The sequence below is a fragment of the Mangrovitalea sediminis genome, from assembly GCF_002514725.1.
GTDB classification, from domain to species: Bacteria; Pseudomonadota; Gammaproteobacteria; order Pseudomonadales; family Oleiphilaceae; genus Mangrovitalea; species Mangrovitalea sediminis.
The window spans coordinates 303,514-318,897 of the sequence record NZ_NTLB01000007.1 but is presented as its reverse complement, the minus strand read 5'-3'; the positions used below and the strand labels follow the sequence as shown (position 1 = coordinate 318,897).

At 60.7% G+C, this 15,384-nt stretch carries 13 protein-coding genes; 3 read left to right on the top strand and 10 right to left on the bottom strand.

Going from position 1 to position 15,384, the window contains the following annotated elements; all coding sequences use genetic code 11:
• Positions 1–12: 12 nt before the first annotated feature.
• Positions 13–633, top strand: a complete 621-nt coding sequence (locus tag CLR77_RS18505) for a flavin reductase family protein (RefSeq protein WP_097462179.1) — start codon at positions 13–15, stop codon at positions 631–633.
• Between the two features lie 55 nt (positions 634–688).
• Here the strand turns inward: CLR77_RS18505 and gabT are convergent, their stop codons facing one another.
• Positions 689–1,966 (bottom strand): 4-aminobutyrate--2-oxoglutarate transaminase, encoded by a 1,278-nt coding sequence (gene gabT / locus CLR77_RS18500; RefSeq protein WP_097462178.1) that lies wholly within the window; start codon positions 1,964–1,966, stop codon positions 689–691.
• A 32-nt stretch (positions 1,967–1,998) separates the two neighbouring features.
• Complete coding sequence (locus CLR77_RS18495; RefSeq protein WP_097462177.1) at positions 1,999–3,450, bottom strand: NAD-dependent succinate-semialdehyde dehydrogenase; 1,452 nt, start codon at positions 3,448–3,450, stop codon at positions 1,999–2,001.
• Positions 3,451–3,632: 182 nt separating this feature from the next.
• Between CLR77_RS18495 and CLR77_RS18490 the strand changes: the two genes are divergently transcribed.
• Both CLR77_RS18490 and CLR77_RS18485 read left to right on the top strand, forming a co-directional pair.
• Positions 3,633–5,063 carry an aminotransferase-like domain-containing protein gene (locus CLR77_RS18490; RefSeq protein ID WP_097462176.1) on the top strand — a complete coding sequence of 477 codons (1,431 nt, stop codon included), beginning with the start codon at positions 3,633–3,635 and terminating at the stop codon, positions 5,061–5,063.
• A 445-nt stretch (positions 5,064–5,508) separates the two neighbouring features.
• Positions 5,509–6,915, top strand: coding sequence for an APC family permease (locus CLR77_RS18485; RefSeq protein ID WP_097462175.1), 1,407 nt, complete (start codon positions 5,509–5,511; stop codon positions 6,913–6,915).
• Between the two features lie 71 nt (positions 6,916–6,986).
• On the opposite strand, the gene CLR77_RS18480 is transcribed toward CLR77_RS18485, so the two are convergent.
• The 8 genes from CLR77_RS18480 to CLR77_RS18445 all read right to left on the bottom strand — a co-directional run bounded on the left by CLR77_RS18480 (position 6,987) and on the right by CLR77_RS18445 (position 15,320).
• The gene (locus CLR77_RS18480; protein ID WP_198962827.1) at positions 6,987–7,946 is read right to left on the bottom strand and encodes a LysR family transcriptional regulator; all 960 of its coding nucleotides are present in this window, start codon (positions 7,944–7,946) and stop codon (positions 6,987–6,989) included.
• Positions 7,947–8,032: 86 nt separating this feature from the next.
• Positions 8,033–8,830, bottom strand: coding sequence for an ABC transporter permease (locus CLR77_RS18475; RefSeq protein WP_097462173.1), 798 nt, complete (start codon positions 8,828–8,830; stop codon positions 8,033–8,035).
• A gap of 15 nt (positions 8,831–8,845) precedes the next feature.
• Complete coding sequence (locus tag CLR77_RS18470) at positions 8,846–9,763, bottom strand: ABC transporter permease (protein WP_097462172.1); 918 nt, start codon at positions 9,761–9,763, stop codon at positions 8,846–8,848.
• A gap of 63 nt (positions 9,764–9,826) precedes the next feature.
• The gene (locus CLR77_RS18465; protein ID WP_198962826.1) at positions 9,827–10,984 is read right to left on the bottom strand and encodes an ABC transporter substrate-binding protein; all 1,158 of its coding nucleotides are present in this window, start codon (positions 10,982–10,984) and stop codon (positions 9,827–9,829) included.
• Between the two features lie 25 nt (positions 10,985–11,009).
• Positions 11,010–12,074, bottom strand: coding sequence for an ABC transporter ATP-binding protein (locus CLR77_RS18460; RefSeq protein ID WP_097462171.1), 1,065 nt, complete (start codon positions 12,072–12,074; stop codon positions 11,010–11,012).
• A 14-nt stretch (positions 12,075–12,088) separates the two neighbouring features.
• Positions 12,089–13,513, bottom strand: a complete 1,425-nt coding sequence (locus CLR77_RS18455; protein ID WP_097462170.1) for a gamma-aminobutyraldehyde dehydrogenase — start codon at positions 13,511–13,513, stop codon at positions 12,089–12,091.
• A 250-nt stretch (positions 13,514–13,763) separates the two neighbouring features.
• A complete protein-coding gene (locus tag CLR77_RS18450; protein WP_097462169.1) occupies positions 13,764–14,357 on the bottom strand; it encodes a DUF938 domain-containing protein in 594 nt (197 codons plus the stop codon).
• A 90-nt stretch (positions 14,358–14,447) separates the two neighbouring features.
• A complete protein-coding gene (locus CLR77_RS18445) occupies positions 14,448–15,320 on the bottom strand; it encodes a LysR family transcriptional regulator (protein WP_097462168.1) in 873 nt (290 codons plus the stop codon).
• Positions 15,321–15,384 lie beyond the last annotated feature (64 nt).

Below are 15,384 nucleotides of genomic sequence, written 5' to 3'. Positions count from 1 at the left end.
CAGAGGCACTGTATGACAGAAGAACGGCATTTCTATGAGCCGGCCAAAGGGCATGGGCTCGCCCATGACCCCTTCAACTCGGTAATCGCGCCCCGTCCCATCGGTTGGATATCCTCCCATGACAAGCAGGGAGGGCTGAACCTGGCGCCCTACAGTTTCTTCAACGCCTTCAACTACACGCCGCCCATTATCGGTTTTTCCAGCATCGGCTATAAGGATTCGGTGCGGAATATCGTCGAGACGGGGGAGTTTTGCTGGAATCTGGTGACCCGCCCGCTGGCGGATGCGATGAACCAGACGTCGGCGATGGTGGGCTCTGAGGTTGATGAGTTTGCACTGGCCGGGCTGACGCCCGCACCGTCACAGGTGGTGTCGGTTCCACATGTTGCGGAAAGCCCAGTGACCTTCGAGTGCAAATTTTCCCAGTTGCTTCAATTGACCGGCGCCAATGGTGAGCCTGTCGATACCTGGATGGTGTTTGGCGAGGTGGTCGGGGTCCACATCGCCCGTCACTTGCTGAAAGACGGTGTTTACGATACGGCCGCGGCGCAGCCGGTCCTGCGTGCAGGTGGGCCGGCGGATTACTTTTCCATCGACGCCGATCACCGGTTTCAGATCTTCCGGCCCACATAACATTGCACAGGGAGCCGGCGGCATCGCTACCGGCTCCCTGTTGTCGCCGTCCGCGTTAGCGGGTCAGCTCTTCCAGCGAACTTTCGATAATGGCAAGCCCTTCCTCAACCAGCGCGCCTGGTGCTGTCAGTGGCACCAGGATACGGATGGTGTTGCCGTAGAAACCGCAGGACAACAGGATCAATCCTTTTTCCTTGGCCTTTTGGCACAGTGCCGGTGCCATGGTCGTGTCCGGTTTGCCGGTGGCGGGATCGATAAACTCGAAGGCCGCCATAGCACCCAGGTTCCGTGGATGGGCAAAGGCCGGGAAACGGTCCGCCCAGACGGCAAAACGTTCGGCCAGGACCTGCCCCAGCTGTTGGCTCTTGCTGAGGATATCTTCCTCTTCGATGACCTTGATCACGGCCAGCGCGGCGGCGCAGGACAGCGGGTTGCCGCCATAGGTACCGCCCAGCGAGCCCGGACCCGAGGTGTCCATGACCTCGGCATTGCCGACGACGGCCGACAGCGGCATGCCGTCTGCCAGGCTCTTGGCCATGGTGACGATGTCCGGCTCGACGCCGCTGTGCTCGATGGCGAACAGCTTGCCGGTACGGGCGAAGCCGGATTGGATCTCGTCGACGATCAACAGGATGCCGTGTTCGTCGCAGAGGGCGCGCAGTGCCTTGAGGAAGTTGGCCGACGCGATATAGAAGCCGCCTTCGCCCTGCACCGGCTCGATCACGATCGCTGCTGTGCGGTGGGGGGCAAGATCGGTCTTGAACAGGGTGCGGATCGCCGCCAGGGACTGTTCGTCACTGATGCCGTGCGCAGGGTTCGGATAAGGCGCACGATAGACGTCGCCCGGCATGGGGCCGAAGTCGTTCTTGTAGGGCAGCACCTTGCCGGTCATCGCCATCGTCATCATGGTGCGGCCATGGAAGGCGCCATCGAAGACGATGATGCCGGAGCGACCGGTGGCGGCACGGGCGATCTTGACCGCATTCTCGACGGCTTCGGCGCCGGAGTTGGCGAGGAATGCCTTGCGTGCGGTGCCACGGGTCGGCGTCAGTTCGCACAGGGCCTTGGCCAGTTGCACGTAGGGTGCATAAGGCATGATGCTCGAACAGGTGTGCATGACCTTATCGAGTTGTGCCTTGACCGCCTCGACCACCTTGGGGTGACGATGGCCCAGGTTGAGGACGCCGATCCCACCGGCAAAGTCGATCCAGCGCTGACCGTCTTCGTCCCAGATTTCCGCATTCTCGGCGCGGGCGGCGAAAGCGCCGTTGGCGGGGGCTCCGCCACTGGCGACGTATTGGTTCTTGAGGGCGTTCAATTCTGCGTTGTTCATGGTGGACTCCTAAATGTGGCTGGCGGGGCGGCTCAGAGGCCGCCCACGCAGACGTATTTCAGCTCGGTGAATTCATCCAGGCCGTAATGGGATCCTTCGCGGCCGAGCCCCGATTCCTTGACGCCGCCGAACGGTGCCAGCTCGCTGGAAATCAGGCCTTCGTTGATGCCCACCATGCCGTACTCAAGACCTTCCATCGCACGCCAGATGCGGCGATAGTCGGTGGCGTAGCAGTAAGCGGCGAGTCCGTAAGGCGTCGCGTTGGCCATCGCAATGGCGTCTTCGTCGTTTTCGAAGCGGAATACCGGTGCCAGGGGGCCGAAGGTTTCTTCGCCGGCTACGGCCATCGCCGATGTGACATCGGCCACCACTGTCGGCGTAAAGAACGACAGGCCGCGATCGTGGGGTTGGCCGCCACACAGAATCCGCGCGCCTTTGCCGGCGGCATCGTCGATATGGCGCTGGACCTTATCCACCGCCGCCTGGTTGATCAGCGGTCCGATCTGTACACCCTCGTCCAATCCGTTACCGACATTCAGGGCGCTGACGCGGGCGACCAGCTTCTCAAGGAAGGCGTCGTAGACACCGGACTGCACGAGGAAGCGGTTGGTGCAGACGCAGGTCTGCCCGGCATTACGGAATTTGGAGGCGATGGCGCCGTCCACGGCCGCATCCAGGTCGGCATCGTCATAGACAATAAAGGGCGCGTTGCCGCCGAGCTCCATGGAGACTTTCTTTACGGTCGTCGCACACTGGGCCAGCAGGCGTTTGCCGACGGCGGTGGAGCCGGTAAAGGACACTTTCCGTACCCGGGGATCGCCCGTCAGCACTTCACCGACGGCGGCAGGGCTGGCGGCGGTCACAATGTTGATCACCCCGTCTGGGAAACCGGCCTCACGGGCCAGGCGCACCAATGCCAGCGCGGTCAGCGGTGTGGCCTCGGCGGGCTTGATCACCAGTGTGCAGCCAGCGGCCAGGGCCGGGGCGCACTTGCGGGTAATCATCGCCAGCGGGAAGTTCCAGGGCGTAATGGCTGCAACGACGCCCACCGGCTCGCGCAGTACCAGGGTGCGCTTGTCGGCACCGTGGGAAGGCAGGGTTTCCCCGGCCATCCGCTTGGCTTCCTCGGCGAAGAATTCGATAAAGGAGGCGCCATAGGCAACCTCGCCACGGGCCTCTGCCAGCGGCTTTCCCTGCTCCTGCGTCATCAGGCGCGCCAGGGTTTCGCTGTGCTCGGTGACCAGATCGAACCAGCGTCTAAGCAGCGTGGAGCGAGCCTTGGCCGGAAGGCGGCGCCAGGCAGGGCCGGCGGCTTCGGCCGCCGCAACCGCATCGCGGGTATCGTCGGCACCGAGATCGGCTACCTGGGCCAATGTCTCGCCGGTGGCGGGGTTGGTGACAGCGAACCGGCTCTGGCCCGGACGCCAATCGGCGCCGATCAGGCTGGTGACGCAATCACCGGTGACATAGTCGAGCAGGGACATGACAGATTCCTCAATGAGTATCGCCGGATAAAGAAGGATGCATGGCGATAAAATGAACGGTTAACACGCTAACAGACTCCTGTTGCCTGCTGAATAGACCAATGTTTGCTTTGGGTGAACCAATTTGGAGGGACAAGTGTTAAGATCCCGGCGTGCGCCCCGATGGCGGAGAGAGCATCGAGATGAGTGTTGATGAGGAAATGCTGGCTGCGTTGGTGGCCTGCTATCAGCAGCAACCGGAAAGCCTGGGAAAGCAGGTCAGGATCGAGCAGGCACTGCGTATCGCGATTCGTGACTTCTGGCCGGTGGGTCAGCGGTTGCCGTCGCATCGTGTCCTATGCGAGCGGATGGGGGTGGCACGCAATACGCTGGCTCAGGCTGTCCGCTGCCTGATTGCCGAAGGTTGGCTGGTGACTGGTCAGGGGCAGGGCACCTGGGCACAGCGGCCGCCGGAGTCGCCGCCAGTGGAGTCGGCAGAGCCGGTGCGTTTATCGGACCGGGCGCAGGCCGTTCTCGGCAAGCGGGGTGTCAGCCGTGTCCAGAGCGGTGCCTTTATGCCCGGCATTCCCGATATCACCCACTTTCCCATGCGTAAATGGCGTCAGCTGTACACCAGTGTCACGGTGCCGCATAACGCGTTGTTACTGTCTTATTCGAGTGGTGGCTACGGGCCGCTCAAACGCGCGATTCGCGATTTTCTCTGGCGCTGGCGGGGGATTCGCTGTGACAGTGAACAGATCATTATCACCGAGGGTGCCCATCAGGGAATCCAGCTCTGTGCCATGGCCCTGGCGGATGTCGGCGATCGCGTATTACTGGATTCGCCCTGCTACTGGGGGGCGCGGAATATCTTTACCGCATTTGGCCTCGACGTGGAGATGCTGCCCTGGCGACCGGCGTCGGGTTACGATCTCCGCCAGACCGATGCTCCGGTGCGCCTGGCCTATTTCACGGGGGCACGACAGTATCCGTTGAACGTGCCGACCAACATCGACGACAAGCGCAGTCTCTGTGCCTCAGCCAAACCGGACTTTGTGATCGAGGACGATTACGAGTTCGGCAGCGATCACCGAGAGAACCTGATTTTCGATGCCGGTCGCCCGGATCGCCTGATGGTCGGTTCCTTTTCCAAGCTTATGTTCCCCGGACTCCGCCTGGGGTACCTGGTGGTTCCCCAGGCGCTTGCAGCGCCATTGAGCCGTTTCCGCAGTGAGGTGTCGCGGGAAGGGCGCATGATGGATCAGGCGGTTCTGGCCCAGTTCATCGCGGATGGTGACCTGGACGCCTGGTACAAGCGCATCCGGGGCGAGTATCTCGGTCGTCAGCAGGTGCTCCATGACCGCCTGGCCGGGCTGCCCGGCGTCATCCGTATTTCGCCCCCGTCCAATGCCATCGGCCTCTGTGCCGAGCTGGCGCCGCATATCGATGATCGGGCCCTGGCGCAGCGTCTGCTGCGCGAGCAACTGGTGGTGCAGCCACTGAGTCCGGTCTGCGCCGAGGGTGACGATCGACGGGGTCTCATCCTGGGTATCGGGATGGTGTCGGGCTACGCGCTGATCCGTGAGGCTGATCGGCTCCGTGCGCTGCTTAAGCAGTGGCTGCCCACCTTCTGATCTATCTCCCTTTCTTCCTTGCCTGCCTGAGCACCCTTGCGGCCAAGGTGCACCCCCTCCGTTCCTTGGGTTTGGGCTCCGGGCAGGCGCTCATGTCATGCCTTTATCCACACTGAACCGCTTTTCGAGATGATCTAGGTCATCAAGCTTTAACGTCGTTCGGGGCAGCTCTTTATCATGGTGGCTGGTCGCGGGCCTGCGGCTGGAGTGAGCTTTGTCCTGATTGCCCGATTTATTGGTTCAGTTGAAATGTGAATTGGTCTATTCCGCGGCGCGAAGCGACTTTGCTAGCTTGTTCGCGGTTCTACGCCGGGCCTTTTCTGAACAGGGCGAGCCGGCGGGTGTGTCTGACGGAACAGGGATTTATGTTCAGTCATCAAACGCCGCTGAAGGATGCATAAAAACAAAACAGTGGTTGTTCGTCATATCTTCGAAGGAGAACGTAATGTCTGCTATACCTCAAGCCATACCCTCCCGGCTCCGGCAGGGCGAACTCAGTCTCGGCCATATTATTTCCGCTACGCTAGCCAACATCGCACCAGCGATGAGTTTTTACTTCAGCTTTTCCGTGATTACCGATGGGGCGGGCGTCGCTGCGCCGCTCACAATCCTGACCGCTATGGTCGCCGTTCTGTTTCTCGCCAATACTCTGGCCGAGTTCTCGAAGTTGACACCTTCTGCAGGGTCCTTCGTCACCTTTATCGGGAAAGCTTTCGGGCCCACGGCTGCGGTGGCTTCGGCAATTTTCCTGATTTTCGGGTACATCCTGGCAGGCTCGGCGGTAGTCGCCATTATGGGCGGCTGGACTGCAGAAACCCTGCACAAGTATCTGGGGATCAACATTCCCTGGGAGATCCTGACCTTCGTCTCCATTGTCGGCGTGGGCCTGATGACCGTGCGCGGGGTGAAACTGTCGACCGCTTGGGCCGCGGCCGCGTTCTGGGTTGAGCTGGGCATCCTGCTGCTGGTCGGCTTCGCTATCCTGTTCGTTCATGGCGGACTGAACCTGCACCCGTTTGATCCGCACTTCCTGGCCGGTGGCTTCAAGGGCCTGGGCCTGGGCTTCCCCATCGCGATCTTCCTGTTCATTGGCTGGGAAAACGCCTCGATGATGGCTGAGGAGTCGAAAGAGCCGCGGAAACTGGTGCCCCGGGCGTTGTTCTCCAGTGTTATCGTGATCGGTTTGCTGTACACCTTCCTCGCCTATGCGACTGAGGTGGGTTTCGGCTACGACGTGAAGGCGCTGGCCGGCGCGTCAGTGCCTTTCGTCGACATCACCGCCAAGGTGCTCGGCGGTATTGTGGTGCTGCTCTATATCGCCGGTATCACCAGTATCTTCGGTTCGCTGATCGGTCTGGTGAATGCCCAGTCGCGCATCCTCTTCAACAGTGGCCGGGAAGGCTTGTTGCCGGGACATTTCGGCGCGGTTCATGCCGATCACAAGACCCCCTGGGCGGCGATCTCCACTTTCCTGCTGATCGCGCTGGCGCTGCTGTTCATGTTTGCCGAAGGGAAAGACCCGGTGGATTACTTCGGTGAGGCAGCGACCTGCGGCACCATCCCGGTTGCCATCATCTACTGCATCACCAACCTGGCGTTGCCGTTCTATGTCTGGCGTACCCATCGCTCCAATTTCTCGGCAATCCGTCATGCCGTCCTGCCGGTACTGGGGGCCCTGGCGATGATCATGCCGATCTGGGGACTGGTCTCGCCCGGACAGCCCTACCCCTTCAATATCTATCCCTACATTGCGATTGCTGTGCTGGTGGTGGCTTTCCTCTACGCGCGCAGTGTGGTCAAAAAAGATCCTCAGATGGGGCAGCGCATCGGTTCGGTGATCGCTGACGAATAACGGGTTCCTCTGTCCTTATGCCGTCGTCGTCCCCCCGGGGATGTCGGCGGTTTTTTTTTTGCTCCGCAGAATCAGCGGCGCGACGACGCTGAGGCATAGTCCGGCGTGTGCTCACGGCACAGCTTGAGGAACAGGCTGGTGGCCGGTCGCATCGGTGCGCCGCGGCACCAGACCACACCGACGTCCACCGTCGGGATCGGATCGACAATCTGGCGGGCCTCCAGGCGGTCGCCTTCCAGTGACCAGGGGCGATAGGCCATGTCGGGCAGGGTGGCGATGCCGACGCCCATACCGACCAGACTCCGGATCGCCTCCACAGCTTCGGTGCGCAGCATGACCCGGGGTGTCAGGCCGACATCCGCCCAGATTTTGCTGGTGTTTTCCGAGAGTTCGTCGAGGCCGAGCAGGATCAGCGGTTCGTCGGCAATATCAGCCAGCTCCAGCGCATCCAGCTCCAGCAGCGGATGCCCCGTCGGCAGCCAGACGCGCCAGGGCGAGCGGACCAGGGTTTCGTGGTCCAGTGCCTGGGTGTTGCGCAGGTTGGAGACGAGCAACAGACCAACGTCCAGTTCGCCATTCACCAGCAGGTGTTCGATATAGTCACGCTCGTCTTCCACGACGCGGACGCGGATCTGAGGATAGAGACGGTTGAAGCGGGCCAGGTAGTCGGCGAGGTAATAGCCGGAAACCATGCGTGTGACGCCGATGTTGAGTTCGCCCGCCTCGACCTGGGTATTCGACGAGATGGCCCGCCGCGCGTCGGCGATGGCGGCAACAATGTGGTTGGCGTGGCGCAGGAAACGGTGTCCCTCACGGGTCAGGCGCACACCCCGCGCATGGCGGGTGAACAGCGCTGCGTCGAGTTCGTGTTCCAGCGTCTGGATGGCGGCGGTGATGGCCGACTGTGAAATGCACAGCTCCTGCGCCGCCCGTGAGACGGATTCGGACTCCGCCACCGCGATGAAATAGCGGATCTGGCGCAGGCTGAGGGCGTCATGGCGGCGATCTAAAGGCGATGAGGGCATAGTCATGGAGTTGGCTGCCGAGTCGTCCTTTCTATCATGCCATGAGGCCCAAGCAAACTGCCGCGTCGCGAAGGGTTAGCGACGGGCCATGATCAACGCCCGGCCGATGCCGGTGCCTTGTTCATCATGCGATAGGACAACAGCACCGGGATCAGGGTGAACAGCATTACGATCAGTACGACCACGTTGACCTCAGGCAGTTTCTGGCCCAGGCGGATGGCCCCGAAGATCCACAGCGGCAGCGTGTTCTGCGCGCCGGCAGTGAAGGTGGTGACGATGACCTCGTCAAAGGAAAGGGCAAAGGCCAGGATGCCGCCGGAGACCACCGACGTGGAAATCATCGGCAGGGTCACACGGCGGAAGGTGTAAAAGGCATCCCCCCCGAGATCCATGGACGCTTCGGATAATGACCGGGGCAGCTGTCGTAGGCGGGCGATGACGTTGTTGTAGACGATGACGATGCAGAACGTCGCGTGACCGATGACGATGGTCAGTATCGACAGGTTGACGCCCGTTACGACGAAAAAGGAACTGAGCGCCATGCCGGTGATAATGCCCGGCAGGGCAATGGGCAGTACCACCAGGAAGGCGATGGATTCCCGGCCCGGAAAACGATAGTAGTGCACGGCAAAAGCGGCTAGCGAACCCAGTACCACCGAAATGGTGGTGGCGAACAGTGCAACCCGCACCGATAACCAGAGGGCATGGCGGACCGCCTCGTTGGCCCAGGTCTCGCCAAACCATCTCAGGGAAAATCCGGCGATGGGCCAGCTCTGGATGTTCGACGCATTGAAGGCGTAAACGACGATGATGGCAATCGGGATGAACAGGAACAGCATGATCATCAGTGTCCAGGCACCCAGAAACAGACGTGCGGCTTTGCTTTCCATCGTTGATTCCTCAGCTCACATCATTTCGAAGGCGCCCAGGCGACGGGCGATAAAGAGATAGATGGCCATCACCACCAGCGGCACTGTGGCGAAGGCGGCGGCGAACGGAATGTTGTTGGCGATACCGACATTAGAGAACACCACGTTACCAATGAAATTCGATCCCGGCCCCCCGACCAGTACCGGCGTGATGTAATCGCCCAGGGTCAGGGAAAAGGTGAAAATGGAGCCGGCGATGACGCCTGGCATGGCTAGCGGCAGGATCACCTTGCGCAGAGTGCGCAGGCCGCGACCGCCAAGGTCCTGGGAGGCTTCAAGGAAGGAGCCGGGAATCCGTTCGATGGCCGCGTAGATCGGCATGACCATGAAGGGCAGCCAGATATAGGAAAACACGATCCACATGGCCCAGTTGGTGTAGCCGATATGCGCCCTGGGCAGGCCCAGTTCGAGCAGGAACCAGTTCAATACACCGTCATGGGACAGAATCAGGCGCCAGGCATATACCCGTGCCAGATAACTCGACCAAAGCGGCAGCAGCACCATGGCAAAGAGGGCTGCGCGTAGTTTCGGTCGGGCGATGCGGGCCATGAAGTACGCCAGCGGAAACGCCAGCACGATATCGGTTAGCGTTACTGCAAAGGCGATACCGATCGTCCGCAGGGCAATGTGCGGGTAGACCGAACTCTCGACCAGCTGGCGGAAGTTATCCAGGGTCCAGGAGTGGACGATTTCGCCGGTGAAGTCGTTGACCGACCAGAACGCCGAGATAAACAGCGTGGCCAGTGCCGCCAGGTAGATCAGCACCAGCCAACCCATGGGCCCGGCCAGCAGGGCTGAAGCGCCCAGCGCCGGTCGGCGCCAAACGGCAATAGCCAGACTCCGTAGCGGGCTCTGTTGTGGTTCGCCCAACGGCAGGGCTTTGTCCAACGCCATAGATCAGGTCTCCATCAACCCCCTGCCGGAGCAGGGGGGCGGGTGGAAGGAAGGCCGTCGTCGTTACTGCATGACCGACTGCCAGGCCTGTTGCCACTGCGAGATGCTGGTGCAGTTGTTGCGGCCGTCGCTGCACTGCTTGCGCGGCGTTTTCCAGAACTTGATCTTGTCGAAGTAGGAGGCCGGGGCGTCCAGGTGGTATTTCTGGCAGGAACCGGGTTCCAGTTTGTTCATGACGCTACAGGCCTTCTTGTTGGCTGGGGTTTCGCCAAAGTAGATCGCCTGCTGGGCCTGGACCATGGGCGTCGATGCGTAACGCATCCACTTATAGGCACAGTTCGGGTGTTTGGCTTTCGCCGACAGCATCCAGGTATCGGACCAACCGGTAGCGCCTTCCTCGGGAACGGTGTCGGCCACCGGGGTGCCCGCCGCCTTGAGCGCATTGGTCTGGTAAGGCCAGGCGGCACCGATCACGACATCCCCGTTCTTGAACAGCTCGATCTCATCCGATGCCAGCGCCCAGTATTTCTTGATCAGCGGGCGTTGTTTTTTCAGCAGGGCCACAGCCGCGTCAAGCTGCTTCCGGGTGAGTTCGTAAGGGTCCTTGATGCCCAGTTCCGGCTTGTGTGCCATCAGGTACAGCGCTGCATCGGCGATCTGGATCGGGTTGTCGGGAACCGTAATGCGACCTTTATACTGTTCGCTGTAGATGGCTGCCCAGCTGGTCGGCTCCGGGCTCACCTTGTCCGTGTTGTAAAGCAGGACGTTGGGACCCCATTCATAGGAAATGCCGTAATGAATGCCGTTGATGGTGTTGTTGGGAGGTGACTGCAGCTCCGGCAGGAAGTTCTCGTAGTCGGGGATCAACTTGACGTTGACCGGCTGTACGATGCCGCCATATATCAGTCGCAGCGAGGCATCGCCTGAGGCAGACACCAGATCATACTGGGAGCCGCCGCCCTGCCGCATCAGTGCGACCATCTCATCCGACGATCCCGCGTATTTGGCGTTTACGCGGCAGCCTGTTTCCTTCTCAAAGGGTTTGACCCACTCGGGCTGGGCGTAGCCCTCCCAGGCAATGATATTCAACTGGCCCTCGCCTTTCCCGATGGAGCTCGGGTAATGCGGCGCCACCGGAGCGGCGATGCCGCTGGACGATAACATGAACAAGCCGAGACTGGCCGAACTCAACCAAAGCCGGCTGCGGTGTGTGCGTGTCATGAATGACTCCCTCCCCTGCAAATTATTAAGCTGGCAGCTCGTAGGCGCTGGCCAGACTCCAGGATACCCAGACGGACTCTTCCCGGCGCACCTGCTCGCGCACAGTAAAGCCATCCAGATTCTGTTCATGGATCAACAGCGTAGAGCCATCGGACAGGGTCACGATGTAGCGCGTGAACATGCCGATGAATTCGACTTCCCGCAGGACGCCCGATTCGACGTGGTACGACTGCATATCGAGGACGGGCTTTGTTGGATTTATCCGGATTCGTTCCGGTCGGACCAGCCACTTCTTTCCATGTCGCTGTAAAACGTTCGAGGTGCCCAGGAAGTTGGCCACGAACTCGGTTGCCGGGCGTTCGTAGAGTTCGACGGGAGTCCCCATCTGTTCGATACGCCCGTTGGCGAACACCGCGATCCGGTCGCTCATGACAAGCGCTTCTTCCTGATCGTGGGTCACATAGATAAAGGTGATGCCGACCTCTCTCTGGATACGCTGCAGCTCGACCTGCATCTGCTGGCGGAGCTTGAGGTCGAGGGCGCCCAGCGGTTCGTCGAGCAACAGCACCTGGGGATGGTTGACAATGGCGCGTGCCAGAGCCACCCGCTGGCGTTGACCGCCCGACAGCTGGCTGGGCAGGCGGTCGGCGAAGCTGTCGAGTCGCACCATGCGCAGGGCTTCGGCGACGCGATCCGGGATATCCCGCTTGGCAACGCGCTTGGCTTGCAGGCCGTAGGCCACGTTGTCTGCCACCGTCATATGCGGGAACAGGGCATAATCCTGGAAGACCGTGTTGACGTCCCGTTCGAATGGCGGCAACCGGGTGATATCCGCGCCATTGATGGTAATGTGCCCGCGGTCCGGCTTTTCGAAGCCGGCAATCATGCGGAGTGTCGTCGTTTTGCCGGAACCGGACGGACCCAGAAAGGTGAAGAATTCGCCCTGACGGATATCGAGGTCCACATGTTCGACGGCCGTCGTGCCTTTGTAGTGTTTGTGGATCTGCGACAGGCGAACGAGTACGGGAGCCTTATCCAACGACTTAACCGTGTCCTCAGCCGGAGATTCGAGGTTCGGGTTCGAGGTCATTGGCATTACTCCGTTCAAAATTTCACCATGACGTGTCGGACAACGGTGTAATCTTCCAGCGAATAGGCGGACATATCCTTGCCGTAGCCCGACTGCTTCATGCCGCCGTGCGGCATTTCATTGGCCAGCATGAAGTGGGAGTTAATCCAGGTGCAGCCGTATTGCAGTTTCTTCGCCACCTTCATGGCCTTGGAGATGTCGCGGGTCCAGACGGAGGCGGCGAGGCCGTATTCGGAATCGTTGGCCCACAGGATGGCTTCGTCGACGCTGCTGAACGGTGTGACTGAAACCACCGGTCCGAACACTTCGCGCTGTACGATTTCGTCCGACTGCCGGGCGCCTGCGATCACCGTGGGCTCATAGAAGAATCCGGCACCCTCAGCCGGTTTGCCGCCGGTCACGATCTCGATATGGTCCTGGGCCCGCGCCCGCTCGACGAAACTGGAAACCCGGTTGCGCTGGCGTTCGTTGATCAGCGGCCCCATCTCGACACCCTCTTCGTCCGGGCGTCCGTAACGAATGCCGGATACCGCGGAAGACAGCTCGGCCACCAGTTTCTCGTAGATGTTGGCGTTGGCGTAGACGCGGCAGGCTGCGGTGCAGTCCTGTCCTGCATTGTAGTAGCCGAAGGTGCGCACCCCGGCGACCACCTCGGCAATATCGGCGTCGTCGAAGACGATCACCGGCGCCTTGCCACCCAGCTCAAGATGGGTTCGCTTGATGGTGCCCGATGCCGACTCGAGAATCTTGCGGCCGGTGGCGATGTCGCCGGTGACCGACACCATGTTGACGTGGGGGTGGGAGACCAGGCCCGCACCGACGGTTTCGCCGCGGCCCAGCACCAGATTGAAGACACCTTTGGGGAAAATCTCGGCGACCGCTTCGGCCAGCTTGAGCGCTGTCAGCGGCGTCTGTTCGGAAGGCTTGAGGATGACCGTATTGCCGGCGGCGAGGGCCGGTGCGATCTTCCAGGCCATCATCATCAGGGGGTAGTTCCAGGGCGCAATGGAGCAGACCACGCCGACGGGGTCGCGGCGAATCATGCTGGTGTGATCGCGCAGGTATTCTCCTGCAGCGCTGCCGGTCAGGGTGCGCGCAGCGCCGGCGAAGAAGCGGTAGCAGTCGACAATGGCGGGAATCTCATCGGCCAATACCAGATGAAACGGCTTGCCGCAGTTCTGGCTTTCCAGGGCGGCATAGTCTTCGGCATGCTGTTCGATGTGGTCGGCCAGTTTGAGCAGCATCAGCGAGCGTTCGCCCGGCGTTGTATCCGACCAGGAGAGAAACGCCGTGCGGGCCGCGGCAACCGCTTGATCCACCTGCGCGACGGAGGCGGAAGGTATGGTGGCCAGCGCTTCTCCGGTGGCCGGGTTGAGAATGATTTCGTCGGCGCCGTCACCGGCCACGAACGATCCGCCAATAAGCAGTTGCGTCTGCATGTTGCCGTCCTCTTCAAGATGCCCGTTCGACCCTGCGCGGTACGCAGAGGTGTTTGGCTGCTCGCATTCTGAGTGTTCAGATCTTGAACAGATGCGTTCCTGAAGAATCTAGATTAGAACTGTTTTCGATTACTAATAGTAAAAACCGTTCATTGCTATCTGATAAATCGATAGCTCAAGTGCGCGCAGTGTTTTCAAGGCGGGGATCGGGGGGGCGCGTTGTTTTGTTCCGGGCAGGATGTCTTGCAACTCACTTCCCGAAGACCAGTAACCGGTTATTCGCCGGCATGGTGTGATTGGCGCTTGGCGTCAGGCCGTTCTGCGTTGCCAGGCGCTCGATGGCAGCCCGGTCCCGTATGCCCATCGCGGGGTCCTGCGATTTCAGGTAGGCATCGAAACGGGCGTTGCTGGCACTGGTGAAATCGTCGTTTTCATTGAAGGGACCGTAAAGGCAGAAACAGCCACCGGACTGCAGGAGGCGGCCCACGCCCGCGAACATGGCCTCTACCATCGACCAGCTCATGATATGGGCGGTGTTTGCGGAGAAGGCGCTATCGGCGACGTCGATCGGCCAGGGTTGTTGTGTTACATCCAGGGGAAGTGGCGCGCGGATGTTGGTCAGGCCGGAGGCTTCAATCCGCGGAAGGCAGACATTCTGAAAACCGGGCCGGTCGCTGGGCTGCCAGGTCAGGTGCGGGAGATGGCGGGCGAAGTGCTCGGCGTGCTGACCGGTGCCGGAGCCGATTTCCAGGATCAGTCCGGGGGTGGTGAACGTAGCCTGCAAGATTTCCAGAATGGGAGCCTTGTTGTTTTCGCTGGCTTGGGAAAAGGGCAGCTGATCCATGGTTGGCTTAAGTCTCGGTGTCCGCGTTGGCATTCCAGATTGGCGAACTCTCTGCGAGGACGCAAGTGCTGATGGGCATGTCCTGCCTTGTCAGGATGCCTGTCCCAGTCGCTTGAGGGTCAGATCCAGAAAAGCCCGCAGGCGGGGAAGGTGCCGTAGGTCCTGGTGATAACCGAGCCATACCTGACGAGAGGGCGGCGGCTCGCCCAGATCGACGGGTTTCAGGCCCGGCATCTGGTCTCCCAGCGCTTTGGGCAGAACGGCCAGACCGACACCGGCTGCGCAGAGGCGGGCCTGGGCCTCACGGTTGTTGCTCGCAAAAGCGATACGGGCCCCCGGCAACATTTTCTTCAGCCAGACGACATCCGGCAGCTCCCCGAAATGGCTGTCCATGGTGATCAGGCGGACCTGCCTTGGGTTATCCAGTTGTTCGATGCACCAGTCATTGGCAGCGTATACCGAGTACGCCATGATCATGAGCTGGCGCTGTGCGATATCGGGTTCGTCGAAAGGGGTTATGCGAAATGCCAGGTCGGCTTCCCGGCGGGCGAGATTTAGCCGCCGGGCATCGGTGATCAGTTCAAGCGATACATCGGGATGCCGCTGGGAAAATTCCGCAAACAAGGGAGCGACGACGTAGACGCCGAACCAGTCGGAGGAGGATACCCGTAACAGGCCATCCAGACGGTTTCCCGAGCCATCGATCTGGCGCGAGAGTGCCAGTGCCTGCTCTTCCATGCGCTGCGCATGAGGCAATATGGCTGCGCCCTCATCGGTTAGCACAAAACCGTCTGCAGTGCGCTGGAACAGTTTCTGGCCAATGGTGCTTTCCAGCGCTTTGATACGCCGTCCCATGGTGGGTTGGGTCAGGCCCAGTTCGCGGGCCCCGCCGCCCAGCGTGCCGGCACGCACGATGGCCAGAAACACGCGGATATCGCTCCAGTTCAATGTATCGGCATGCATTTTTGTATGGCCGCAATTCATTTTTTTGGATTTTAATGCATTTTGGTATGGGAGAGACTCTTTG

What these genes read in the sequence shown, in the direction of transcription:
- CLR77_RS18505 (WP_097462179.1), top strand. Translation starts at nt 13, where the DNA reads ATGACAGAAGAACGGCATTTCTATGAGCCGGCCAAAGGGCATGGGCTC.
- gabT (WP_097462178.1), bottom strand. Translation starts at nt 1,966, where the DNA reads ATGAACAACGCAGAATTGAACGCCCTCAAGAACCAATACGTCGCCAGT.
- CLR77_RS18495 (WP_097462177.1), bottom strand. Translation starts at nt 3,450, where the DNA reads ATGTCCCTGCTCGACTATGTCACCGGTGATTGCGTCACCAGCCTGATC.
- CLR77_RS18490 (WP_097462176.1), top strand. Translation starts at nt 3,633, where the DNA reads ATGAGTGTTGATGAGGAAATGCTGGCTGCGTTGGTGGCCTGCTATCAG.
- CLR77_RS18485 (WP_097462175.1), top strand. Translation starts at nt 5,509, where the DNA reads ATGTCTGCTATACCTCAAGCCATACCCTCCCGGCTCCGGCAGGGCGAA.
- CLR77_RS18480 (WP_198962827.1), bottom strand. Translation starts at nt 7,946, where the DNA reads ATGACTATGCCCTCATCGCCTTTAGATCGCCGCCATGACGCCCTCAGC.
- CLR77_RS18475 (WP_097462173.1), bottom strand. Translation starts at nt 8,830, where the DNA reads ATGGAAAGCAAAGCCGCACGTCTGTTTCTGGGTGCCTGGACACTGATG.
- CLR77_RS18470 (WP_097462172.1), bottom strand. Translation starts at nt 9,763, where the DNA reads ATGGCGTTGGACAAAGCCCTGCCGTTGGGCGAACCACAACAGAGCCCG.
- CLR77_RS18465 (WP_198962826.1), bottom strand. Translation starts at nt 10,984, where the DNA reads ATGACACGCACACACCGCAGCCGGCTTTGGTTGAGTTCGGCCAGTCTC.
- CLR77_RS18460 (WP_097462171.1), bottom strand. Translation starts at nt 12,074, where the DNA reads ATGACCTCGAACCCGAACCTCGAATCTCCGGCTGAGGACACGGTTAAG.
- CLR77_RS18455 (WP_097462170.1), bottom strand. Translation starts at nt 13,513, where the DNA reads ATGCAGACGCAACTGCTTATTGGCGGATCGTTCGTGGCCGGTGACGGC.
- CLR77_RS18450 (WP_097462169.1), bottom strand. Translation starts at nt 14,357, where the DNA reads ATGGATCAGCTGCCCTTTTCCCAAGCCAGCGAAAACAACAAGGCTCCC.
- CLR77_RS18445 (WP_097462168.1), bottom strand. Translation starts at nt 15,320, where the DNA reads ATGCATGCCGATACATTGAACTGGAGCGATATCCGCGTGTTTCTGGCC.